Consider the following 22,092-nt stretch of genomic DNA (forward strand, 5'->3'; position numbering starts at 1 on the left):
AGCGGGATTTTTTTTATGTCGTCATCTCACTTGGACGTTTTGTTTATTAACGGTTTTCAGGCGTTTGTCGTACAGCACCGTCGCTGCGATGCTGACAACAAGAAGCACCATCAGGATCAACAGCAGCACGCTCATTCCGTACTGATCAACCAGCACGCCGCCAAGGAGCGGCCCGATCATTCTGCCGCCCGTCGCCGCACTGTTGACGAATCCTTGGTAAAATCCTTCTTTCCCCTTAGGCGCAAGCTGATTGGCAATGGTAGGCACGGCAGGCCAGACAAGCATTTCTCCGACGGTTAAAATCACCATTGCGGTGAGGTACATCGGAAATTGCTTGGCGCTGAGAAGCACGCCAAACGAGACGATAAAAATACAAAAGCCGATGACCATCTGCGTTTTTAACGCACCGGACCATTTTTTCAGAACAGCTCCCATGAGAGGCTGTCCGGCGACAATTAATATTCCGTTTACGGTCCAGAGCACACTGTATAATGAAAGCGGCATACCGATGCTTTGAGTATGTGACGCAACGGTTGTGGACCACTGCGAATAGGCGATCCACCCGAGAACATACCCGCCGCTCAATATGAGAAGCGCCGTAAATTTCGTTCTGCTGCTGACAGGCTCGTAGTCCAGAACAGAAACCTGGCTCGCATTTTGGGTTTTGATATTTCGAAACCCGAAAAATACGATAAGGAAAAACAGCCCATACAGCATAGCATTGGCTAAAAACACGTACGTAAACGAGTACGCCGCAACCATCCCGCCGAGTGCCGAGCCCACGGCGACACCTGCGTTCTGAGCTACATAAATCGCATTAAAAGCTCTCCGCCCGCCTTCTTTCCATACCGCTCCCGCCATGGCGTAACTGGCCGGAAACACGATACCGGAACCGAAGCCGACAATGATGAGCAGCCAAATATAAACGGGCCATTGATGAAACAGAACAAGTCCGAGAAGACTTGCCAATGTGATCATAATGCCCAGCATAATGGATTTGAATCCGCCGATTTTATCAAACAAAAATCCGCCGCATAAATTCCCCGCCACACTGGCCCCGGAATTCAGCATCAGAACAACCCCCGCAACAGTCAGTGATTTCCCTAAATGATTATGAATATAGATGGTATTCAGCGGCCACAAAAAAGATGCGCCCGTCACATTGATAAACATTCCGATGATTAATATCTTCAAAACGCGCGGCATACCGATCCCCCTCTCTCTATAAAAAACCCCATGAAAAAACGGAAACCGCAAGCCGCGGCTCCGTATCGAACACGTTATCATAGCACATTCATTCTATCGCCGCGGACGTCTTTTTTCAACATCAGAATCTGAAAAAAATAATGCCGGAATGTTGAAAAAATTACAAATGATTGGATTCACAAAAACAGGCCGGCCTCATGCTCTTTTCCTCAGCAGCCAAAACGGAATATACAGAATGAAAAAGCTCAATATCACCGCCGCTTCCATTGATAGAAGATACCACGGCCAAGGTCCGAAAACATTCAGAAGCGAAGCGGTCTTCGGTTTTTTCATTAAATATAAGTAATTTGCATTCAGCACACGATCAATAAAAAAGACACACGCCCCGTACAGATTTACGATCAGCACAGACACCCACAGTCCGCGCGCCGACGGTCTGTACCTTTCTGAAGCGGCCATGAATAGGCAGGTAAGAAAAACACAGCCGTGGGAGACGAAAAACACGATGTACCGAAAATGAGGGAAAGAATACGCCCCTAAATCAGGTGTTGCCATCGCCTGTACGGCGCTGCCCAAACCGGCAAAATAGAGGAAGGCGAACAGTTTTTTGCTTTTTGTCATGACCATCAGCATTGCCAAATAGACGGAAAGGTCGCTCAGCTGCAGCGGCAGAGCTGTTTTCAGCGACCAGGCATGATGACAAAGCAGCCATATATGATAGCTGATCTGCGACACGGCAAGGAGAATGAACAGTACATAGCGGAAAACGCGATTCGACCGGCCGTAGTTGAGCTTTTTCCGGAATACGATCACGCCCGCCCCCAGCAATCCGATGATCAACAGCGTGAAAATGTGTTCCTTGGAAAAAAGATGAAAGGCTCCTGTTTCAGATTTCAATTGAAAATACTTCTGCATAAGGCTCCCCCGCGCGAGAAAATGACGTATGTCTATTCTTTTAAAAATCGCTTTCTTCTATTCATACAAAAAAAGCCTCCGCTTATGCGGAGGCTCCTCAACTTGTTTTACAATGCGGATTGAATGACCTTTTTATAGTATAGCACCGACAGCATGCCGAAGATGGAGTACAGCAGCGTATACAGCGCCATGACGATGATCATCGGCGTCCACACTTCCGTTCCGAATAAAAACCATCCTGACTGAACGGCAAAATAGCTGTGGAACAGCCCGAGAACGAGCGGAATCCCGAAATGATACGCCTGCTTCCGGCGGATGCCTTTCAGCAGATCCCCCGTTGTGAAGCCGAGCTTCCGCAATATCGTGTAATCAGCCTTCTCATCCTCACACTCGCCCATTTGTTTAAAATAAAGGATACAGCCTGAGGTGATCAGAAAGGTTAACCCCAAAAAGCCGACAATAAACATGATCAGCCCCATGTTTTTCTTTTGGGTGTCAGCCGTTTCAAATTGTGAAAGCGCGCCGTCAGAATAGTGCTGCGCCTGAAACAGACCATCAGCTTTTTGGATGTCCTCTTCACGTTTGAGTGTAATGCCGAAAAACCGATTTGATTTTCCCTGAATGGACGGGTCGATATCTTTCTCGATCCGGTCAAATACCTGCTGCGTGACGATAACGGTCGGCAGCCCTCCGCTTGTAAATGTATATGACAGGAGGAAGTCGTTCTTCAAGCCCTTATACGCCAGCGGTATTTTATCCGTTTTGCCGTTTATATCAATGGATCCTGACGTTTTCAGGTCGAGAAATCTTTTCATCATATCATTATATCCGGTAAACACGGCTTCTCCGTCAGAAAGCTCCGTCCCTTCTGCGTCTTTCTCGCTTATAATCGGCAGCGCCAAGCTGGACGGGTCTTGTTGAAAGCTTTTCATGTCGCCGTTTATGATGTTCTTCATATTGACACCGGCTTGAATGGTCTTGATTGTTTTCACTTTGTGTTCAATTCCGTTTTTCTTCAATAAAGCGGTAAATGAGTCAGTCTCCTTTTGGTTATCAAACGCAAAGTCTGCGGCTGTATTTTGCTCAGCCGATTTTTCCGCGGAATAGTACGAGATATAGCTTAAAGACAGCAAACCGATTGCCAGCGCCGAAAGAGTCGTAATAATCGTCAGCAGGACGGCGTTTGACTTCATCCGGAACATGATGGATGACAAAGACAGCACTTCACTGACATTCAGATACCCGCCTTTTGATTTCCGGATGAGATTTGCCAGAAAGCTGACCGAACCTTTATAAAACAGATAGGTTCCGATAATGACCGAGCCGAGAATAAACACCATGGCCGAAAACAGTTCATTCATGCTCGTAAAACTGCCTCCGAATAAATCCGCGGACACGGCATAGCCGGCGATAATGGCCGCAATACCGACAACGCCGATCGACATCTGCACCCAAGAAAGCCGTCTTATGCCGCTTTCTGACGATGACGCGGTTTTAAATAAAGACAAAATGCTTTGCCGTTTAATAAATAAGTAATTCATCATCATAATCAGCACGTAAATCGCCCCGAACACAATTAACGTCTGAACGAGCGCCTTGCTTGAAAAAAACAGTGAGACAGAGGCTTTCACACCGACTGTATGAAACAGCATCATCATACATAATTTCGAGAGAGAAAAGCCGGCAAAAATACCGATCCAAATCGATCCGAAATACAAAATGAAATTTTCTGTGCTGAGTATGCGGAAAATGTGCATTTTCGTCATGCCGATTAATCGGAATAAGCCGATTTCCCGGCCGCGCCGTTTAATAAAAATGGTGTTGGCGTATAAAAGAAATACCGACACGATCGCCACAAGCAGTACAGAGGCGGCCCGGATTGCCGCCGCTCCTTTTATGGAGCTTTTCATTTCATCAAGCGCCGGATCGTATTGCATCGTGACAAACGCGAAATAAAGGGCGGCGCTGAACACCAGCGCAAAAACGTAAAGGTAATAGTTTTTCATATTCTTTTTCAGGTTCTGGAAGATCAAATGATGAATACTCATGCCTGAATCCCGCCCAATACACTTTGCGTTTTCATAATATCCTGAAAAAAGTCCGGTCTGTCCTGGCCGCCTTTATTCAGCTGTGTATACACACGGCCGTCTTTAATGAAAACCACACGTCCGGAATAGCTGGCGGCAACCGGATCATGCGTCACCATCACAATGGTGGCGCGGCGTTTTTGATTCAGACGGCTGAGTTTATTCAGTAAATCCATGGCAGCCTTTGAATCGAGCGCTCCGGTCGGCTCATCAGCAAAAATAATGCCCGGCTCGTGAATAACAGCTCTTGCGGCAGACGTCCGCTGTTTTTGCCCGCCGGAAATTTCACTCGGATACTTATGTCGCAAATCATAGATCCCAAGCTCCTCTGCCGTCTCGGCAAATCGCAGGTCCGCCTCTTTCTTAGACATTTTCGTAATGGATAACGGCAGGAGTATGTTTTCCTTCACGGTCAGGGTGTCCAATAAATTATAATCCTGAAAAATAAAGCCGAGATGCCGTTTTCTGAATTCGGCAAGCTGCTTTTCTTTCATGGATGTAATCTCCGTCTCATTCAGTTTAATGGTGCCCGCGCTCACTTTATCAATGGAGGAAAGCACATTCAAAAGGGTCGTTTTCCCTGATCCCGACGGGCCCATAATGCTGACGAATTCCCCTTTGTGAATCTGAAGATCAATTCCTTTCAGCACCTCTTGTTTATTCAGCTTGTTTCCGTAGCTTTTTTGGATATTGCCTGCTTCTAAAATCATCACGTTCTGATTCTCCTTTTACATTGGTTATCTTTATTTTAAAAACAGAAGCCGTTTTTTTCGTTTGATTAAGCGAACAAAAGAGAAAAGCATGTGACACTTTTGTCACACGCTGAACATGCTGACGGCATCGTTCTGTTTCGGAAACACCAAGGTAAAAACCGTGCCGCTTTCCGGCTCAGAGCGCACGCTGATCTGGATGAGAAGCGGAGCCGCGGCTTTTTGAGCCAAATACAGGCCCATCCCCGTTGACGCGTGATCACGCCTCATTCGCGTCGAGGTAAATCCCTTATCAAAAATGCGCGGAAGATCTTTGGGCTCGATGCCGATGCCGCGGTCTTCGATATCCACATGCACCCGGCCGTTTTGTTCATAGCTTTTTACGGTAATGTCATCCGCTTCACTGTATTTGACGGCATTGCTTAACAGCTGCCTGATGATGAAGGAAAGCCATTTTCCGTCACTGTGAACGTCTGGTGAATCAAGCTGAATGTCAAACCCGATCCCTTTTTGTATACACCATGATTGCAGATTTTTAATTTCTTTGAAAACGAGCGGTCTGAGCTGAATGCGCTGGAATGATAAATCATTTTCAATAAAGGACAATCGTTTCTGATGAAGCTGCTGGTCCAGGAGATGGTGAATCCGCAGCCATTCATACAGCAAAGGGGCTTTCAGCGGCTGTTCATCAAGGCGCTCGATCATGAGATGCATCGCTGTCAGCGGTGTTTTGACCTCGTGAATCCATGACATCAGATCGTCCTTTTCATGCTCTGACGCCGCCTGAAGATGGAGGGAGCTTTTTCTTAACTGCTCTGTCTGCCCTTCAATGCTTTCTTCAACGATAGACTCAAACGGACTGTCAGGCGCTTTAAGGTAAGACATATCTAAATTGGCGTCCCACTCTCTTAAGCTTTTATAATAGGCGGTCTCTTTACGATAGCGGAACAAGAGAAATACAAGAAACACAAGAAGCGATAGGTAAACGAAATACAGCACCGAAAAAAACGGAATAGACGGATCAATATATGCCGCAAAAAGGAGCACAGCCTGCTGCAAAAGAAACATCGCGATCCAGCTCTTTCTTTCGAGCAGAAATGATTTAATCATAAAGACCGTCTTCTTCCTTTGCGATGTATCCCTGCCCCACCTTGGTTTCAATCATTTTCCCGATGCCTAATTGATCGAGTTTTTTCCGCAGCCGGTTGACATTCACCGTCAGCGTATTATCACTGACGAAACGCTCATCATTCCATAGGCTTCTGATGAGTTCTTCCCGGCTGACGATTTTATTTTTCTGCTCAGCCAGCAGTTTTAAGATCAGCATTTCGTTTTTGGTCAGCTCGACCGAACCGTTTTTACGGCTGACCGTGTTGGTTTCTGTGTCAATGACCGCTCCGCACCATCTTTTCATCAGCGCCGGTTCTGTGCCGTATTGATGCACACGGCGGAACACCGCCTGTATTTTCGCGATTAACACATCAAAGTGAAAAGGCTTCTGAATAAAATCATCTGCCCCGAGCTGCATCGACATGACCATATCCGCGGGATGATCGCGCGAGGACAAAAAGAGAATCGGCACGTTTGATTGGGAGCGTATCATTCTGCACCAATGAAAGCCGTCAAATTTCGGCAGCTGTACATCAATGATCACCAAATCAGGCTTGATTTCGGTAAACTCCCGGATGACCCGGCTGAAATCTTTTATTCCGTGCACCGCAAATGACCAGCCCGTTAATCTCTCTTTCATCTCGTGAAATAAAGTGTTATCATCTTCTATTAACAAAATGTGAAACATGGTATCCGCCCTTTTCTGATAGATAGAGGAAAAACCGGCTGATGTCCAGCCGGCTTTTTTCCTTTACAGTTCTCTTCTTAATGCAGTCAGAACGTTGGTTTTTGTCGCTTTGCGGGCCGGATTCATACCGGAAATCACCGCGACCCCCGCACAAATGACAACTGCGATCACAACGAGGCTGAGCGGGATATAGGAGAAGGTATAATGAAGATCTTCAGCTCCGGTATTTCCCCCTACCGCTTTCAAGATAACCGGCACAGCCAGATTGACGGCAAAACTCACTCCGTAAGAAATGATAATGCCGATGACAGAACCTAATATCCCGATATAGGCGCTTTCCATCAGGAACATTCTGCGGATGATGGACGGGCTTGCGCCGATCGCTTTCATAATCCCGATTTCCTGCGTTCGTTCCGTCACCGCCATCGTCATCGTATTGAAAATACCGATGGCAGAAATCACGACGGCGATAAAGCCGACAAAGATCAGGCCGATTTTAAAGACAAGGAAAAAGGTGTTGACGCCCTTCAGCTCGGTAGTGACAGATCTGACATAAAAGCCGTCATCCGTGAGGTCATGGGTAAGCTGATCGACATGATCGAATTTGTCCGCATACACATTAATGCTTTTTTCCGCATTTCCATTCTTCAGATCCAAGAATGTTGAGAAGTCTTTCTTGAATTGATCACTCACAAAAATATTTGTATCCTCCATCCAATCTTGGGACGGTTTTTTTGTAATTCCGACTACTTTAAAGTCGTACGTTTTCGTTTTCTCAACGTCTCCGTCTTTGTTTGTTTTGGAGATGCTCAGCTGTATCGTTTTATTAAGCAGGTCTTTCGTATAGCCTTTTGGTTTTTTCACCTCCGACATGTCGCCTTGGTGATCATTTAACTCTTTGTCGTAAGCGTCAGCCTCTTTTTTCGTCAATAGGTTCTTCGCAAAATCATAGCCGACCACGATTTCATTCTCTGTGCGTGCGACTCTTCCCTGATCAAGCTCCATATTGGCTTTGACTTCATCGTTCATGTTTGTCAGCACAATGGCTGAATCTTCATTTGTTCGGTTTCCCAATGACGCTTTGTTCGGTTCATACACTTGTGTTCTTTCAACGACAGACTTGACATTTTTATACTTTTCCAAGTCTGATTTCTTCACGGCTTTTCCGTTCTCTTGGCCGAGCACGTTGATTTCCGTAACAATCTGCTGGCTCATCGTAATGTCTGTAATCGTTTTTTGGATGCCGAATCCGACGGAAGCCAGCACCACTAAAAACGCGCACGCCATTGTCGTCGCCAGCACCGTCATGAAAACACGCAGCCGGTTTTTCTTCATATTTCTTCTGATAAAGTGAATCTGATCCTTAAATCTCAACAGTAACGCCCCCTTTTAATACACCGTCATGCAGCTGGAATTTTGAATGCGCGATCGAAGCGACTTCATCGTCATGCGTAATGATGACAAATGTAATCCCGCGCTCCCGGTTCAGCTGCTGAATTAATGCAAGCACCTCAAGTTCCGTTTCTGAATCAAGGCTTCCCGTCGGCTCATCAGCTAAAATAATTGACGGATTTAAAATCAGGGCTCTTGCGATACTGACACGCTGCTGCTGGCCGCCTGACAGCTCATTCGGATAATGATTCGCATGATTCTCAAGTCCGACCCGTTTCAGCATGTCCGCGACTTTCTGCTTGCGTTCAGACGGTTTGACGCCTTTTAAGGCAAGCGGCATTTCAACATTTTCATAGGTTGTCAGACTCGGAATGAGCTGAAAGCTTTGAAAAATAAAGCCGAAATGCCCGAGGCGGAACTGCGCCCACTCTTTTTCACTGAAGCCCGTCACATCAGTGCCGTTAATGACGATACGGCCCTTCGTCGGCGCTATGTATCCGGATATTAAATTCAGAAGCGTTGATTTTCCGGAACCGCTCCGACCGACGATACAGGCAATTTCCCCTTTTTCAACGGTCAAAGAGACATCCTTCAATACCGGAACCTCACTCTCTCTGCCTTTCCTGCCGATTTTAAATGAATGATCAATATGCTGTACTTCTATCACGTACACCACTCCCCCTTATATCTGTTTCGTTTTTTTATAGATGAAGTAATAACTGATGAAAAACCCGATAACCGCGCCGATAAGCATGCCGAATATGTAACCGGTATACGAACCGTTATAAGCATATCCGCATACCCCCGCACTTCCCAGCATACTGAGCACCATGACGAGCACTTGAATGGTGCGTTCAATGTGTTTGCTTAGGATAAAATGTCCGCTTCGTTCACTCGGCATTTTCAGGAAATTCACATAACCGAATAGATAGAAACAACATCCCATTAATGCGGAAATTAACAATGCGTGTTTCATGTAATACATCCATGATGTATGGATGTAAGCGGCAGGCATGAAATAGATCAGAAATCCGCTCCAAGGGAAATCAATATCCGGCACAGCCTGCCTGCCAAAAAGGAACTCAGCGTTTAACAGGTAAATCGTCATAACCACGATCGGAAAGACGGAAACCGTGAACGCTGTGATCAGCTGCGCCGCTAAATTGCCCGTTATCGTGCCGGCAGCTGTCACTAATGCATAAATCATCAAGCTGATGACCAGCATCCCTGCGCTGAACGATTGAAAATGATGGACAGCGTCAGGATTAAGCGCTAGAAACAATATGTCAGATACTCCGTAAGAAACAAACTGCGAGCCGGCTAACACGGCTGCTCCCAAGAAAAACTTCGTATGAAATATCCGGCTTCTCGAATACGGAAGACTCAGTGTAAACATCCTTTCAGCCCGGCCTCCTCTTATCAGAAAAAGCCCCATCATAACCGGAGGAATGAAATGCAGCCCGATCAAATTCCGATTGCTGTAATCAATACTGAACGTACAAACTGAACCTGAATATTGATGAAGCGCACTCAAACAATCCTTATAGTGAAAATACTCATTTATAATTGCCAAAGGGCCTAAAATAGCTAAGAACCCCGCTGTAAGAAGCAGCAGCATCTGCCGCTGCTTCCATTCTTTATAAAGCAAACCGCTAATCGGCACCTTGCCTTCCTCCAAACTGTTCATTCTCAAACAGATCTACATATGCTTTGACTTCCTGTAAACCGTAAAATAACTGATGAAAAACCCGATAACCGCGCCGAAGATAATGCCGGCTAAATAGCCGAACATCGTGTCTGTGACCCCATATCCGAAAACGCCGAAACCCATAACAGCAAAGGCAATCACCAAGATCTGCACCGGACGGTCCAACTTACTCCAAAGAAAGAATCTGCCGTTCCGTTCATTCGGGTGTTTCAGAAAGCTGACATAACCGATCAGATAAAAGACAAGGCTCATCACAATCGGAATGATTAAAACCAAATCCCTTTCTCTGATCCAGTCGTTAAACACATATCCAATAGGGGTTACAAATATAAAAAGACGGGATTCGATATAACTGCTGATAAAAGAAAATTGATCTCCCACACTAATATCGAAAACGACCTCCAAATTCGCAGCCGGCAGACCGATGAGTAAAAAGGGCAGAACCGTTACTGTAAACGCCGTTAACAGCTGGGCGAATATCTGTCCCGTTAATGCGCCGGATGCCATTAACAAGGCGTAAGCCATAAAACTGATGACAATCATTCCGATTGAAAAATGATCAAAATCGTACGTATGGCTCGGTTTCAGCAAAGATATCAGCAATGACGCCGCTCCATAGCCTATCGCCTGAGGAACAACAATGACTGCTGCGCCGAGCCAGAATTTCGTCTGAAAGATTTGGCCTCTGCTGTAAGGCATGCTTAACAAAGCATCCATCGTTCCCTTTGTCCGCTCCAAGCCTAATAAGAAGACGGCAATGATGACACTCACAATCCAGCTGAAGGAAAGAGGCGACCCATTCGTATAATTGACAACGAATTCACAATCTTGAAGAGCTTGGTTATTCAAACATTCTTGATATGTTGAGTAGTTGTTATAAACCAAAAAAGGGTTTGCCGCCATTAAAAGAATGCCGCTGCATAAAAACAACCACTGATTTTTCTTCCATTCTGTGTACAACAATCCCCGCGGTATCATTCCGGTCCTCCTCTCTTACACATGCTTCGTTTTTTTATATATGGCAAAATAACTGACCAAAAATCCGACCGCTCCTCCGACCAGCATCCCGGCCACATACCCTGTCATCGTCTGTCCCGTCGAGTACCCCGCCAGGCCAAAACCGAGAACGGCGATTATAATCACCACAATCTGAATGGGCCGGTCAAGCTGTCTCCAGAGAAAAAAACGGCCGTTCCGTTCCACCGGCTGCCTGACATAGCAAAAGTACCCAATGGCATAAAATAGAATGCTCATCACTGCCGGGATGAGTAATATATACTTGCTGGCAGATACCCAATCTGTATCAATGTACATGATCGGATTCAAGTATTGAAAAAGATTGTTTACTTTGAGATAAGCCTCGACTGACGGCATCAGCTCATACATGCTGACTCCGAAGATGACTTCTACATTGGACAGGGGCAGCGTAATAATCAGGTAAGGCGCTATCGACACGGCAAACGCCGTTAACAGCTGGGCGAACGTATTCCCCGTTAAGCAGCCTGCGCTCGCGACCAATGTAAAAGCCAAAACACTCACAATAATCTCTCCGACGCTGTAATGGTGGAAGAAATATACGCGCTCAGGCTTTAACAGAAGAATGAGCAGTTCAGCCAGCCCGTAGCCGATGATTTGGAATCCGGCAATGACCGCCGCCCCGAGCCAAAATTTAGTGTGAAACACCTGAGCGCGGGAATAAGGCAGACTGAAAAGCGTATCAATCGTACCTTTCGTACGCTCCAGTCCGAATAAGCAAACCGCCAAAATGACAGCGGGCGCCCAGTTCAAGTTCAGCATTCCGCTATCCAAAGAATTCACATAAAAGTTACAATATGCTTCCGGGGTGTCCAGACAGCCTTGATAAACCAGATAGGTATTTAACACTTCAAATGGATTGACCGCGGCTAAAAAAAGGCCGACCATCACAAGAACAGTTCGATTCTGCACCCATTCCCTGTACAGCAATCCCCTGTCTACCATCTTCGGTTCCCTCCAAACTTCGCGATGAAGACTTCTTCTAAGTTCACAGGAAGCTCGTTCCATACTTTCGGCTGCAGCTCTTGCAGAAAGTTCTTTTTCTTCTCATCGTTCTTTTGAATCAGCACCGTATAAAACACACCGGCATGGTCGAGAATCGGTATGTTTTGTTCTCTGATCTTCAAGGCGACGTTTTCTTCAAATGCCATTTGGATTTTCATGTACTCTTCCTTCATATCATCCAAGTCCATCACATTCGTCAGCTGATTTCCTTCCAAAAACCCGATCCGGTTGCACATTCGCTCAATATCTTCTAAACGGTGTGAGGTAATCAGAATGCTCGTTTCCCGTTCAGCCACTTCATCCACCATAAGCTGAAGCACATCATGACGCGTTACGGCGTCAATTCCGTCCGTCGGTTCATCCAAAAGAATAAGTGCCGGGCGTGAAGCAAAGGCAAGGACGAGCGCAAGCTGTTTTTTCAGGCCTGTCGATAATTCACGGTATTTCTTCGTTTCCGGAATGCCGTACCTGTTCATCAGCTCATTGGCGTAAGTCACATCAAAATTCGGATAGATTCTGCTTACAATCGCAACAAGCTGTTTATATGTATACTTGTCATAAAAAGGATTTTCAACAGGCATATAAATGATGTTCTGTTTTACTTTCGGATGCCGCTTTATTTCCACCTGATTAAATAAAACCGTCCCTTGATCCGGCAGCAGAATCTGTTGAATGAGCCGGAGCAGTGTTGTTTTCCCTGATCCGTTTCGCCCGAGCAGCCCGAAAATTTCCCCTTTTCCGATGGTGAGCGAAATATCCTTGAGCACTTCTTTACCGTCTATCGTTTTTGAGAGATTCCGCAATTCAATCATGATCCTTGCCTCCTTTCACATCAGCGCTGATTTCCTTTATCCATTCCTGCAGCTTCTCCAGCTCAACTCCCGCGTAATGGGCATCGATGATGAGCTGTTTCAATTGCTCTTTTATCATCGTCATCTTCCCTTCAACCAATGTCGTTTTTGCATTCTCCGATATATACGTTCCTCTTCCCCTCAGCGTTTCAATGACACCATCGCGTTCGAGCTCCTTGTACGCTTTGCTGACTGTGTTCGGATTGGCGATAATGATCGTTGCCAATTCCCTGACAGAAGGAAGTTTATCCCCCGGCTTCATGATCCCTTTTAAACAAAGCTCTTTCAGTTGCTGTATGATCTGCTCATAAATCGGAGTTGAGCTTCTCGGATCGATTTGAATCATTTACTTCCCTTCTTTCTTTTACGAGCTGCTCTCTTTCTTTAAATGTTCTGCCATTGAAAACCGATGACGACAAGAACGACAAACAGACTGCTTGCCAAAACCGAGGCGGCGATAATAAGAGGCACATCTTGTTTTACGGATCTTTTGTTTTTCATGAAAGTTCCCCTTCCCTATGCTTAACATTTATATGTCGATTTCATTTTTTGAGTGTTTTATGTGTATTACATCAAGTAGTACACGTAATACAATAAACACACTCCGCCCTATTGTCAATTCTTTTTTAAAAAAAATACAAAAAAACCCGCCGGGATTCCGGCAGGTTTGCTGAACCATTTGAAACGGCGCGGTCAGTAATCAAAATTACGCTGCAAAATCATATTGTTTTGCAAGGTCTGCAGCTGCAATCTCATTCGATAAAGCTGCTCTCTTTGCTGATCATTCGCAGATAATGACAGCTTGTTTAATTCATTCACCGCGTTTTCAAGCATCATTTGCGCTTCACTGTACTCATTATCATTATAATGCTCTTGTTTCGAAGCGGTCATAAATTGCTCATTCGCAAATTCATACGCCTGTTCGCTTCTTTGGAGATGTTCATCTACTGATTGTCTTGTTGCCATTAAACAGTCCTCCTATTGATAATGTCATATCAATAGTATTTCTTATTCCAAATAAATTCTCACAAGAAATATCAGGTAATTCATACACAAGACAGAGATGGTATAAAATACGATTAAATGTAAAACTTAATCAAGACAGAATTAACTCTTTATAAAAATCCTTCATTTTAGAACGATAACTTAATTCTTCTTTTATTAAAAACATTAAAATTTTCCCACATCACTCACAAGATCTTCGGTTCGCTTTAAATTGTTCACCATCAAATTATCTTTTTTGTGTAAAACACCCAGGATTCATCATATTTTTTGGGTATCCAATTCATTAGACGATCTGTTTTTATTAGCTTTAATTATCATCCCGAAACTAACACCAACTATAAGACCAAAACCTTTTTTACTCATCCCCATCTAAGCCTGGAACAGCTTTAAATTTTTTCAACAAACCGTTCAAAAGAGAATCGAATTTTGAAGAATTAAGATAATAGTATGTTTTATTTTGATTTCTCGTACTCTCAACTAAACCTTGCAATGTCAAAATTCTCATATGGTGTGAAATCGTTGCGTTGGTTAAATTTAGCTGTTCAGCAATCTCATTAGCATACATTTTTTTATGACTAAGTAAGATTAATATCTTGAACTTACTTTTATCCGATAAAAGCTTCAAAAAATCAATGATATGATTAATCTCAGCTTTCCCTAATGTATTTTCGAAAATTTTATCAACTTTATAACCAAGTCCAACATAAATGTTATCTTCACTTTTCGTAATAGTTGCAGTGTAAGGTAAAAGCGTTGGATATATATTAATATAATCACAAGATAAGTATTCCTTACCTTTTAACGTACTGATTATCTTTTTTGGAAAATCCATATTTATGTTTTTTACTTGATTCATCCACTCATCTCTAAATTTAATTAAATTATACATCGCCTCGTTAAGATAACCATTCACCGACATTAATTTGCTGCAAAATTGATCTACATAAGTTTTAGGAGATTTCATTACCTTAAATATGATCCACTTGTATTCGGGCTTTATATTTAAATTATTAAGTAGCTCAAATAAACTTTCCCTATCATTTAAATACTGTTGGGTAGATGTTTCAGTTTTAAGATCTCCTTGTAAATAAATTAGAGACTCTAAAATATTTTTTCTTATCTCTTTTTCTGTAACTACAGACAAATAATCAATAATTTCAAAAAAATCTTTCGTATAAATTTGTGGGATTTTAAAAAAGGTTGTGGCTAAACAAAAAATATTTGCATTCCTAACATCTTTGTAGTCGCAAAAGCTGCCAAAATAAAAATTTAAAAACTCACTATCTAACTCTTTTATTCTTTTAAGGTCATCTAGTAATACAAAATATTCATTATCTAAATTTAACCCCAATTTGGTTGTATAATCTTTGAAGAATTCCTCGTGTTTCAAGAATAGAATAGAGGATATCTTGTCAAAGAATTCTGAAACAATGTCATTAATTATTAACCGCACTTTTTCACACCCCATAAAGTCTTTTTCCACAAGGAAAACGTTGTACTATCTTCATGCCAGACATTTTACATTTTTAATATTATCAATCAAAAGGGAACTTTCAAAGAATATTCATTTCTAATTTTAAAGAATTTTCCTTTAAGCACATACCTGACTGAGCATTATCAAGAGCAGTCCTAGATTTACTAGACTTGCCTCACCTCTTGCTGAGTGTTCTCCTCATGTCACACTCTTCAGAAATCCTTAATCATCTCAGCTAGTTTACAGGTCAATTTTAGCTCTTATTGAGTTATTTCAAGTTACAAAATTGTTGAATTATAAAAATATGATTTCGAGAAAAGTGGATGAAAAAACAATTTATGAATAATATTGACGCCTCTTAAGATTACATTTATCATGTTTTTAGATATATATCGAATTTAAATTTAGATTAATATCTAATGGAGGTTGTAGGTTTGAATTTTCAAAAATTAATTATGCTATCTGCATTATTATTAGGTACATTCATTTCAGTAATGGACACCACTATAGTAAATATCGCCTTACCTAAGATGCTGGATTATTTTTCGAGTAACCTTTCTCTAGTAGCATGGGTGGCTACAGGTTATACTTTAGCTTTTGCGGTTTTATTAGTAGGTGCATCAAAGCTGGCAGACCATTTTGGAAGAAAAAAAGCTTTTATGTTTGGATTAGCACTTTTTATTTTGACATCAGTTATTGCATGTTTGAGCACTTCAATTGAAATGCTTGTCACAATTAGAGTGATTCAGGGATTATCTGCTGCTTTCATTGTACCTGTTACAATGCCTATAGCTTTAGCTATCGTACCTCAAAATAAAAAAGGAATGATCATTGGAATCTGGGGTGCTTTCTCAGGATTAGCAGCTACATTAGGACCTGTACTTGGAGGATTATTAACTGAAAATTTTAATTGGCAAGCTATCTTCTTCATAAATATTCCTTTAGGTCTGATTTCTCTTTTTTTAGCAGCATTTTTTATTACTGAGAGTTATGATGAAACAGTGAGTAAAAAAATTGATTACATGGGGATTCTTATTTTATCCGGAGCTCTCTTCTGTTTAACCTTTGGTTTTGCAAAAGTATCTGACTTAGGCTGGTCATCACCATTAATTATCTCTCTTTTTGTAATCTCTGTATTATTATTCTGTTTGTTTTTCTTTATTGAATCTAAAATTAAAAACCCGATGATTCCCTTATCCATGCTGCAGATACGTACGTTTAGTTTCAGTTCTTTCACCCTCTTTATGCAGGGCCTTGGATTAACAAGCGGTACCCTTATTATTACTTTACTCCTCACGAATTTAATGGGAAAAACTGAATTAGAAGCGGGGTTAATTGTTTCTACATTAGCTCTATCATCTATGTTTACCTCTGTACTTTCTGGAAAGCTATCTGATAAACTCGGGGGCATTTGGCTTTCGGGTCTAGGTATGCTCGGTTTAACAATCACAACATATTTATATGGATACATACGATACGACAGTTCTATAACGTCAGTAATTATTCTGTTATGTTTGACCGGCTTAGCTTTAGGGCTTGTAATAGGACCAGCAATGAGTTCAGGGATACGGCTTATTCCTCCTGAGAAAGTAGGAATTGCCTCAGGTATTCTTAATATGATGCGGACAGTTGGACAAGCGCTAGGCATTGCCATACTTACATCTGTGCTTACAATGAATATAAATGATCACACAGCTACTGCGAAAAAAGAAGCCATTAAAATTGTGGAAAGCAATCAGGTTTTTGATAAAAATGCAAAGAACGAGATAATAACTCACTTAAAGCATTCAGACAGTAAAGGTTTCGATCGAAGCAAAAGTATTGCTGAATTAAACAAAAAAGAGGAAGAAATTCTCTCTATAACCCCGGATCCGTATAAAGAAAAAGTACAAAAAAGCTTCAATATTCAAAAGAAGGAAGTTATGGCTATCCAGAAAAAAATTTCAAATTTATATAATGAAAAAATAAGTGACAGTTTTAATAATACATTCAAAGTAGGCAGTGTAATTCTTATTTTAGGAATTATTTTTGCATTGTTCAGTGATATTTCTCCAAAACGTTTAAAACAACAACAGAAAAACCAGGTAGATATTACGTCTTGACCGTTCCATAATTGTTTCATTGTTCCGCCCCATCATTCATGCTACAATTTTAGGATGCATCTGATGTGAGGGAGGCTTTTTGAACATTGAACGAGAATAACCCTTTTCCTTATTCAAATACGGAAAAACGGTACCATACATTAAATTATCATCTGCGGGAGCATTTCGGGCATAAAGTGTTTAAAGTCGCGCTTGACGGCGGTTTTGACTGCCCGAATCGGGACGGCACGGTTGCACACGGAGGCTGCACATTCTGCAGCGCGGCGGGCTCCGGCGATTTTGCCGGCAATCGGGCTGATGACTTACTCACGCAATTTCACGATATCAAAAACCGCATGCACGAAAAGTGGAAAGACGGCAAATATATCGCATATTTCCAAGCGTTCACGAATACGCATGCCCCGGTAGAGGAGCTGCGTGAAAAATTCGAATCCGTCCTCAAGCTTGACGGCGTTGTCGGCATGTCGATCGCGACCCGTCCGGACTGCCTTCCGGACGATGTCGTGGAATATTTGGCCGAACTGAATGAGCGGACGTATTTGTGGGTTGAACTCGGGCTGCAGACCGTGCATGAGCGGACCGCCCTTCTGATCAACCGCGCCCATGATTTTGACTGCTATGTTGAGGGCGTCAATAAACTGAGAAAACACGGCATCCGCGTTTGTTCCCATATCATTAACGGGCTTCCGCTTGAAAACAGGGACATGATGATGGAGACGGCCAAAGCCGTCGCTGATTTGGATGTGCAAGGCATTAAAATTCACCTGCTTCACTTATTAAAAGGCACACCGATGGTGAAGCAATATGAAAAAGGAAAGCTGGAGTTCCTTTCTCAAGAAGAATATGTAAGTCTTGTATGTGATCAGCTCGAAATCATTCCCCCGGAAATGATCGTTCACCGCATTACGGGAGACGGGCCGATCGAATTAATGGTCGGACCGATGTGGAGCGTCAATAAGTGGGAAGTACTGGGCGCCATTCAAAAAGAGCTGGAAACACGGGGAAGCTATCAAGGAAAGCTCTTCAGAAAGATCGGGGAGGAGACCGCCCTATGACCTTGATGCACATCCTCCCTTTCAGTAAAGAATTGCTGAAGTCCGCCGCACAGGAAGGTGATATCACGGTTGACGCGACGATGGGCAACGGACATGATACATATTTCCTGGCCGGCCTTGTCGGTGAGACAGGACATGTCCATGCCTTTGATATTCAAGCGGACGCACTCGCTAAAACGAAGGAGCGGCTCGGTGCCGACTTCAGTCCGCGCGTCACGCTTCACCATAAGAGCCATGATCAAATAAAGGCATCGCTGCCTGAGGATGCGCACGGTCGTGTGGCTTGCGCCGTGTTTAATCTCGGCTATCTGCCCGGCGGCGATAAAAGCATTACGACAAACGGCCACTCAACCATTTCCGCGATCGAACAGCTCCTTGAACTGCTGAAGGAGAACGGGCTGATCGTTCTCGTTGTGTACCACGGGCATCCTGAAGGCAAGACGGAAAAAAGTGCATTACTGGAGTACTGCAGCAATCTTGATCAGGAAAAAGCGCGCGTGCTGAGCTACGGCTTTCTCAACCAGCGAAACGACCCTCCGTTTATTATAGCGATTGAAAAGAAATCTGCCGGCAAATAAAGAATCGGCCTGTCATAAGCGGGCCGATTCTTTTTGTGTTTACTTTTCAAGAAAAATCAATTACTATGAAATAATGGAAAAAAGCACATCTTTTAAGTGTAACATCTGGGAGGAGCGGCAGTTTGAATATTCTTCGCATCATATTTTCAAGTGTTCCCTATGTGATGTTCGTCATCATTTTATCAAGACATTTAGGATTTGAGTTCGCAAAAACCTATTACTGGTGGTTTGCTGCATTTTTTGTCATCGGGCTGATCGGCAAATTCGCAATGCACCTTGCGGCAAAAAAGAAACCGTTAAAAAAAGAGACAGCGTAAAATGCGCATGTCTCTTTTTATTTACTGTTTTGCAGCACGCTGCGTGTATAAGCGGGATTGTTCGTAAAGACACCATCTGCTTTTTGTTTCAGCATAATAGGCGTCAGCGTATGCTCGTCTTCCTTATCAAAAAACACGTGCACTTTCATCTTATTGTGATGAATACGCTTCACGACTGCTTCATTTGCCAATTTGGCGTTGAGCCCGACTGTATCAGCATACGTTCTGATGGTTTGCAGCTGCTTATCATTTATCTCCTCAGCCTCGTTATCTTTTAATAATCGAACAAGAGGAACTTTTTTATCCATAGATCGAACTTTCTTTAAGCTCTTCCCGCTAAAAGACTCAATGACTGCTTTATGGCTGGAAATCAGCTTATGTTTTTGTAATATGTCAATCAGTTTCTTTTCCATCACCAGGCTGCCGTTGCTTTCTCTTGTCTCAATATAGTAATTGGCAGTTTGTCCGAATTTCTGTATGATTTCTTCTAATGTTAAAATCTTTTCTCCTTTTCCCGCATTCAGTTTCTTAATCTGAGCCAAAGACAGATCATCTGTCATCCCTTTACCATCTGTTGTCCGATCTACCGTTTTATCGTGAATTGTAATCAGATGGCCGTCCTTTGTCTCCCGTAAGTCTATCTCAATATAATCTGCTTTGTCTTTAATGGCACGCGCATAAGACAAAGCTGTATGTTCCGGCTCAATCGCAGAAGAGCCCCTGTGCGCTATCAAGACAGGATGATAGCCGGCGGAAGCGTGGATGACGGAGCAGCCTCCGGAAATGGAAAGTAATGCTATGGCCGCTAAATACTTTAATTTTTTCATAAAATTAAAGTATCATATTCTGCAGGCGCAAACAATGTTTCATTTCATACTTCACGTCATAAATAAAACTGCGCCGTCATGATTTACACGAGAGGCGCAGTTCACCCATTACGAACTTTTCGTCCAAGCCATCTTCTGAAATTTGCGGTAGGCTCTTCCGTTGATATAAAAGAAAAATGACGTTTTCCCGCTTGCCCTGATCAGCTTTCGCGCGAGGCGGCCCATTTCTTTTTGGCCGGCGACTTTGTCATCGGATAAATAGACGCCGAGCAGCCCCCTGTTGATCAGCCGGTGAAAATTTTCATGCGGAATGCCTTGCAAATGTTCATCCGCTTTTTCAATAAAATGCTGCAGTCTCTGCATCATTTCTTCATGAGACTGATAATACGTACAGAAATTCAGATCGCCTTCAAGCAGATCCTCTTCCTGGTCAATTAAATAATCGAGCAGTATGTGCAGCCCTTGTATGTACGGAAAATAACTGCTGCGGATTTTCTCAGCGGTATGTTCGTTAAAATCAGGCTGGAATGAGTAAGCAACGAGACAGAAAATACCTAACGTCGATCCGGCGCAGGCCGAGAACTCAAACCACTCCATTTCCGGAAGCTGTGACCGGTACTGCTCAAACCAGCCTTTAAGCCTCGGAACGCGTTCATGCTCAACGACATGCTTATGAACCTGAAGATCGCAATAATAATCACACAGCTCAAGCAAATAAGGTTTAATGATACCGTAATGTTCTATTGAGCCGAGCACCCGCTGGCATGTTCTGACCAGCTCATGAAGATAACCGCCGTCATCCCGCTCGTCTCTGTACTGATAGTACGGCCGCACCTCGGCACCGACCGTCAGCGCGTCACGCATGGAGAGATGAAGCATGCGGAAGTCCTCGGGATCAAGCGAGGTGCTGCGGTCGCACAGATTGTCCAGATAATCACTGATTGTCTGATACGCGATGATAAATTGCACGCATTTCTGTTTCTGCTCTCCCGAAAGCAGGGCTAAAATGCCGCCGCCTTCACAATGAAACGACTTATCGCGGATACTTGCGGCCGCCTGCTGCCGCAGTTCGGTATTTTTAATGGAATCTGATTTTTCCCGCCACATGTTCAATTCCTGATGAACGAGCGGAAAAATTTCCCGATACACTTTTGCCATAAGGTTAAAAGGATGTTCCGGTACTGTCAACATATGCACCCCCAGCGAATTCAAATATACTGATCTGTAAAGGCTTTTGCCGCCTTAAACACAGTTTCTCTTTCCGGTTCATTAAAAATTTCATGATAAAGCCCTTCCCATTCCCGGTACGATTTATTATGGGAAGCCACACCGGAAAACCATTTGCGGACCTTCATTTTATCGACGATTTTGTCATCTCCGCCCTGCATAAGCAAAAGCGGCACCTTTAAAAACGCATCAGTCGGCACCATAGCGGCATCAATGGTTTTTAAAAGCTCTCTGTACCATCTTACGGATACCTTCGTGACATATAAAGAATCGTTTTGATCCGCTTCAATCATATCCGCATTCCTCGTTGCCATATCAGGTGATAAGCCGGAATCCACTCTGAGGGACGGAGCGAGGACGTTCAGTCCTTTAGACGCAAAATCAAGGACTTTATTGACTTTTATTTGCAGACCCAGACAAGGTGATGATAAAATGAGTGCCGTAATGCGGGGATTTCTCTGCTGCTTAAACCATTCTATCGAAATCAGTCCGCCCATGCTGTGGCCCAAAAGGAAAACGGGCGCTTCAAGCGTTCTCGCTTTATCAATCCATATATCTACTTCATCAATGTATTCTTGGAAAGAGCGAATATGCCCTCTGGCGCGGGTCGACGTTCCCTGACCGGGCAAATCGCCCATCACCACGTTATATCCGGAAGATCTCCACATTTCAACGAGCCATTTATAACGTCCGTGGTATTCGCTTGCCCCGTGGATAATGACAATGGTACCGACGGGCCTGTCTGCTTTCCAAGTCCACATGCAGTTCACCTCTTACATAAATTTAGAGAAAGAAGGATG

Annotated in this window: 23 protein-coding genes; 4 read left to right on the top strand and 19 right to left on the bottom strand. The window is 43.4% G+C overall.

The window, feature by feature from the left end:
- Positions 1–21 precede the first annotated feature (21 nt).
- From NYE28_RS15795 to NYE28_RS15870, 16 genes are all read right to left on the bottom strand, one after another.
- Positions 22–1,206 carry an MFS transporter gene (locus NYE28_RS15795; RefSeq protein WP_342490168.1) on the bottom strand — a complete coding sequence of 395 codons (1,185 nt, stop codon included), beginning with the start codon at positions 1,204–1,206 and terminating at the stop codon, positions 22–24.
- A 195-nt stretch (positions 1,207–1,401) separates the two neighbouring features.
- Positions 1,402–2,121 carry a TIGR02206 family membrane protein gene (locus tag NYE28_RS15800; RefSeq protein WP_032868343.1) on the bottom strand — a complete coding sequence of 240 codons (720 nt, stop codon included), beginning with the start codon at positions 2,119–2,121 and terminating at the stop codon, positions 1,402–1,404.
- Between the two features lie 107 nt (positions 2,122–2,228).
- Positions 2,229–4,169, bottom strand: a complete 1,941-nt coding sequence (locus NYE28_RS15805) for an ABC transporter permease (RefSeq protein WP_032868344.1) — start codon at positions 4,167–4,169, stop codon at positions 2,229–2,231.
- On the bottom strand, positions 4,166–4,921 hold the full coding sequence (locus NYE28_RS15810; RefSeq protein WP_015240420.1) for an ABC transporter ATP-binding protein: 756 nt from the start codon (positions 4,919–4,921) through the stop codon (positions 4,166–4,168). The genes NYE28_RS15805 and NYE28_RS15810 overlap by 4 nt, the downstream gene beginning before the upstream one ends.
- Positions 4,922–5,023: 102 nt before the next feature.
- A complete protein-coding gene (locus tag NYE28_RS15815) occupies positions 5,024–6,028 on the bottom strand; it encodes a sensor histidine kinase (RefSeq protein ID WP_052827747.1) in 1,005 nt (334 codons plus the stop codon).
- Positions 6,021–6,716, bottom strand: coding sequence for a response regulator transcription factor (locus NYE28_RS15820; protein WP_014305616.1), 696 nt, complete (start codon positions 6,714–6,716; stop codon positions 6,021–6,023). The genes NYE28_RS15815 and NYE28_RS15820 overlap by 8 nt, the downstream gene beginning before the upstream one ends.
- 63 nt (positions 6,717–6,779) lie before the next feature.
- Positions 6,780–8,090, bottom strand: a complete 1,311-nt coding sequence (locus NYE28_RS15825; protein ID WP_015240422.1) for an FtsX-like permease family protein — start codon at positions 8,088–8,090, stop codon at positions 6,780–6,782.
- The gene (locus tag NYE28_RS15830) at positions 8,080–8,775 is read right to left on the bottom strand and encodes an ABC transporter ATP-binding protein (RefSeq protein WP_007408816.1); all 696 of its coding nucleotides are present in this window, start codon (positions 8,773–8,775) and stop codon (positions 8,080–8,082) included. The genes NYE28_RS15825 and NYE28_RS15830 overlap by 11 nt, the downstream gene beginning before the upstream one ends.
- A 15-nt stretch (positions 8,776–8,790) precedes the next feature.
- Positions 8,791–9,771, bottom strand: a complete 981-nt coding sequence (locus NYE28_RS15835; RefSeq protein WP_218791332.1) for an ABC transporter permease — start codon at positions 9,769–9,771, stop codon at positions 8,791–8,793.
- A 36-nt stretch (positions 9,772–9,807) separates the two neighbouring features.
- Positions 9,808–10,794, bottom strand: coding sequence for an ABC transporter permease (locus tag NYE28_RS15840; protein ID WP_038459573.1), 987 nt, complete (start codon positions 10,792–10,794; stop codon positions 9,808–9,810).
- A gap of 15 nt (positions 10,795–10,809) precedes the next feature.
- Positions 10,810–11,796 carry an ABC transporter permease subunit gene (locus NYE28_RS15845; protein WP_025285148.1) on the bottom strand — a complete coding sequence of 329 codons (987 nt, stop codon included), beginning with the start codon at positions 11,794–11,796 and terminating at the stop codon, positions 10,810–10,812.
- Positions 11,790–12,668 (bottom strand): ABC transporter ATP-binding protein, encoded by an 879-nt coding sequence (locus NYE28_RS15850; RefSeq protein ID WP_007613240.1) that lies wholly within the window; start codon positions 12,666–12,668, stop codon positions 11,790–11,792. The genes NYE28_RS15845 and NYE28_RS15850 overlap by 7 nt, the downstream gene beginning before the upstream one ends.
- The gene (ytrA, locus tag NYE28_RS15855) at positions 12,661–13,053 is read right to left on the bottom strand and encodes a GntR family transcriptional regulator YtrA (protein WP_003152275.1); all 393 of its coding nucleotides are present in this window, start codon (positions 13,051–13,053) and stop codon (positions 12,661–12,663) included. Before ytrA ends, NYE28_RS15850 begins: the two co-directional genes overlap by 8 nt.
- A 38-nt stretch (positions 13,054–13,091) precedes the next feature.
- Positions 13,092–13,208, bottom strand: a complete 117-nt coding sequence (locus NYE28_RS15860; protein ID WP_003152273.1) for a hypothetical protein — start codon at positions 13,206–13,208, stop codon at positions 13,092–13,094.
- Between the two features lie 192 nt (positions 13,209–13,400).
- On the bottom strand, positions 13,401–13,673 hold the full coding sequence (locus NYE28_RS15865) for a YtzC family protein (RefSeq protein ID WP_003152272.1): 273 nt from the start codon (positions 13,671–13,673) through the stop codon (positions 13,401–13,403).
- 394 nt (positions 13,674–14,067) lie between these two features.
- Complete coding sequence (locus tag NYE28_RS15870; protein ID WP_342490169.1) at positions 14,068–15,180, bottom strand: metalloregulator ArsR/SmtB family transcription factor; 1,113 nt, start codon at positions 15,178–15,180, stop codon at positions 14,068–14,070.
- A 440-nt stretch (positions 15,181–15,620) separates the two neighbouring features.
- Between NYE28_RS15870 and NYE28_RS15875 the strand changes: the two genes are divergently transcribed.
- From NYE28_RS15875 to NYE28_RS15890, 4 genes are all read left to right on the top strand, one after another.
- Complete coding sequence (locus tag NYE28_RS15875) at positions 15,621–17,288, top strand: DHA2 family efflux MFS transporter permease subunit (protein WP_337681431.1); 1,668 nt, start codon at positions 15,621–15,623, stop codon at positions 17,286–17,288.
- A gap of 86 nt (positions 17,289–17,374) precedes the next feature.
- Positions 17,375–18,343, top strand: coding sequence for a TIGR01212 family radical SAM protein (locus NYE28_RS15880; RefSeq protein ID WP_007408822.1), 969 nt, complete (start codon positions 17,375–17,377; stop codon positions 18,341–18,343).
- Positions 18,340–18,921, top strand: a complete 582-nt coding sequence (locus NYE28_RS15885; protein ID WP_003152267.1) for a class I SAM-dependent methyltransferase — start codon at positions 18,340–18,342, stop codon at positions 18,919–18,921. Before NYE28_RS15880 ends, NYE28_RS15885 begins: the two co-directional genes overlap by 4 nt.
- A gap of 122 nt (positions 18,922–19,043) precedes the next feature.
- Positions 19,044–19,238 (top strand): hypothetical protein, encoded by a 195-nt coding sequence (locus NYE28_RS15890; RefSeq protein WP_003152265.1) that lies wholly within the window; start codon positions 19,044–19,046, stop codon positions 19,236–19,238.
- A 17-nt stretch (positions 19,239–19,255) separates the two neighbouring features.
- Here NYE28_RS15890 and NYE28_RS15895 read toward each other — a convergent pair whose 3' ends face one another.
- The 3 genes from NYE28_RS15895 to NYE28_RS15905 form a co-directional block, all read right to left on the bottom strand.
- Positions 19,256–20,065 carry a glycerophosphodiester phosphodiesterase family protein gene (locus NYE28_RS15895; RefSeq protein ID WP_337681430.1) on the bottom strand — a complete coding sequence of 270 codons (810 nt, stop codon included), beginning with the start codon at positions 20,063–20,065 and terminating at the stop codon, positions 19,256–19,258.
- Between the two features lie 108 nt (positions 20,066–20,173).
- The gene (locus NYE28_RS15900) at positions 20,174–21,253 is read right to left on the bottom strand and encodes a tetraprenyl-beta-curcumene synthase family protein (protein WP_025285155.1); all 1,080 of its coding nucleotides are present in this window, start codon (positions 21,251–21,253) and stop codon (positions 20,174–20,176) included.
- A gap of 20 nt (positions 21,254–21,273) precedes the next feature.
- Positions 21,274–22,053, bottom strand: a complete 780-nt coding sequence (locus tag NYE28_RS15905; protein WP_052827754.1) for an alpha/beta hydrolase — start codon at positions 22,051–22,053, stop codon at positions 21,274–21,276.
- Positions 22,054–22,092: the final 39 nt, after the last annotated feature.

This window comes from Bacillus sp. FSL R5-0443 (assembly GCF_038608285.1).
In the GTDB taxonomy this organism is placed as follows: Bacteria; Bacillota; Bacilli; order Bacillales; family Bacillaceae; genus Bacillus; species Bacillus velezensis.

Excerpts from the sequence above, each read along its gene's own strand:
- NYE28_RS15795 (WP_342490168.1), bottom strand. The coding sequence starts at position 1,206 with ATGCCGCGCGTTTTGAAGATATTAATCATCGGAATGTTTATCAATGTG.
- NYE28_RS15800 (WP_032868343.1), bottom strand. The coding sequence starts at position 2,121 with ATGCAGAAGTATTTTCAATTGAAATCTGAAACAGGAGCCTTTCATCTT.
- NYE28_RS15805 (WP_032868344.1), bottom strand. The coding sequence starts at position 4,169 with ATGAGTATTCATCATTTGATCTTCCAGAACCTGAAAAAGAATATGAAA.
- NYE28_RS15815 (WP_052827747.1), bottom strand. The coding sequence starts at position 6,028 with ATGATTAAATCATTTCTGCTCGAAAGAAAGAGCTGGATCGCGATGTTT.
- NYE28_RS15820 (WP_014305616.1), bottom strand. The coding sequence starts at position 6,716 with ATGTTTCACATTTTGTTAATAGAAGATGATAACACTTTATTTCACGAG.
- NYE28_RS15840 (WP_038459573.1), bottom strand. The coding sequence starts at position 10,794 with ATGATACCGCGGGGATTGTTGTACACAGAATGGAAGAAAAATCAGTGG.
- NYE28_RS15845 (WP_025285148.1), bottom strand. The coding sequence starts at position 11,796 with ATGGTAGACAGGGGATTGCTGTACAGGGAATGGGTGCAGAATCGAACT.
- NYE28_RS15850 (WP_007613240.1), bottom strand. The coding sequence starts at position 12,668 with ATGATTGAATTGCGGAATCTCTCAAAAACGATAGACGGTAAAGAAGTG.
- ytrA (WP_003152275.1), bottom strand. The coding sequence starts at position 13,053 with ATGATTCAAATCGATCCGAGAAGCTCAACTCCGATTTATGAGCAGATC.
- NYE28_RS15860 (WP_003152273.1), bottom strand. The coding sequence starts at position 13,208 with ATGAAAAACAAAAGATCCGTAAAACAAGATGTGCCTCTTATTATCGCC.
- NYE28_RS15865 (WP_003152272.1), bottom strand. The coding sequence starts at position 13,673 with ATGGCAACAAGACAATCAGTAGATGAACATCTCCAAAGAAGCGAACAG.
- NYE28_RS15870 (WP_342490169.1), bottom strand. The coding sequence starts at position 15,180 with ATGGGGTGTGAAAAAGTGCGGTTAATAATTAATGACATTGTTTCAGAA.
- NYE28_RS15885 (WP_003152267.1), top strand. The coding sequence starts at position 18,340 with ATGACCTTGATGCACATCCTCCCTTTCAGTAAAGAATTGCTGAAGTCC.
- NYE28_RS15895 (WP_337681430.1), bottom strand. The coding sequence starts at position 20,065 with ATGAAAAAATTAAAGTATTTAGCGGCCATAGCATTACTTTCCATTTCC.
- NYE28_RS15905 (WP_052827754.1), bottom strand. The coding sequence starts at position 22,053 with ATGTGGACTTGGAAAGCAGACAGGCCCGTCGGTACCATTGTCATTATC.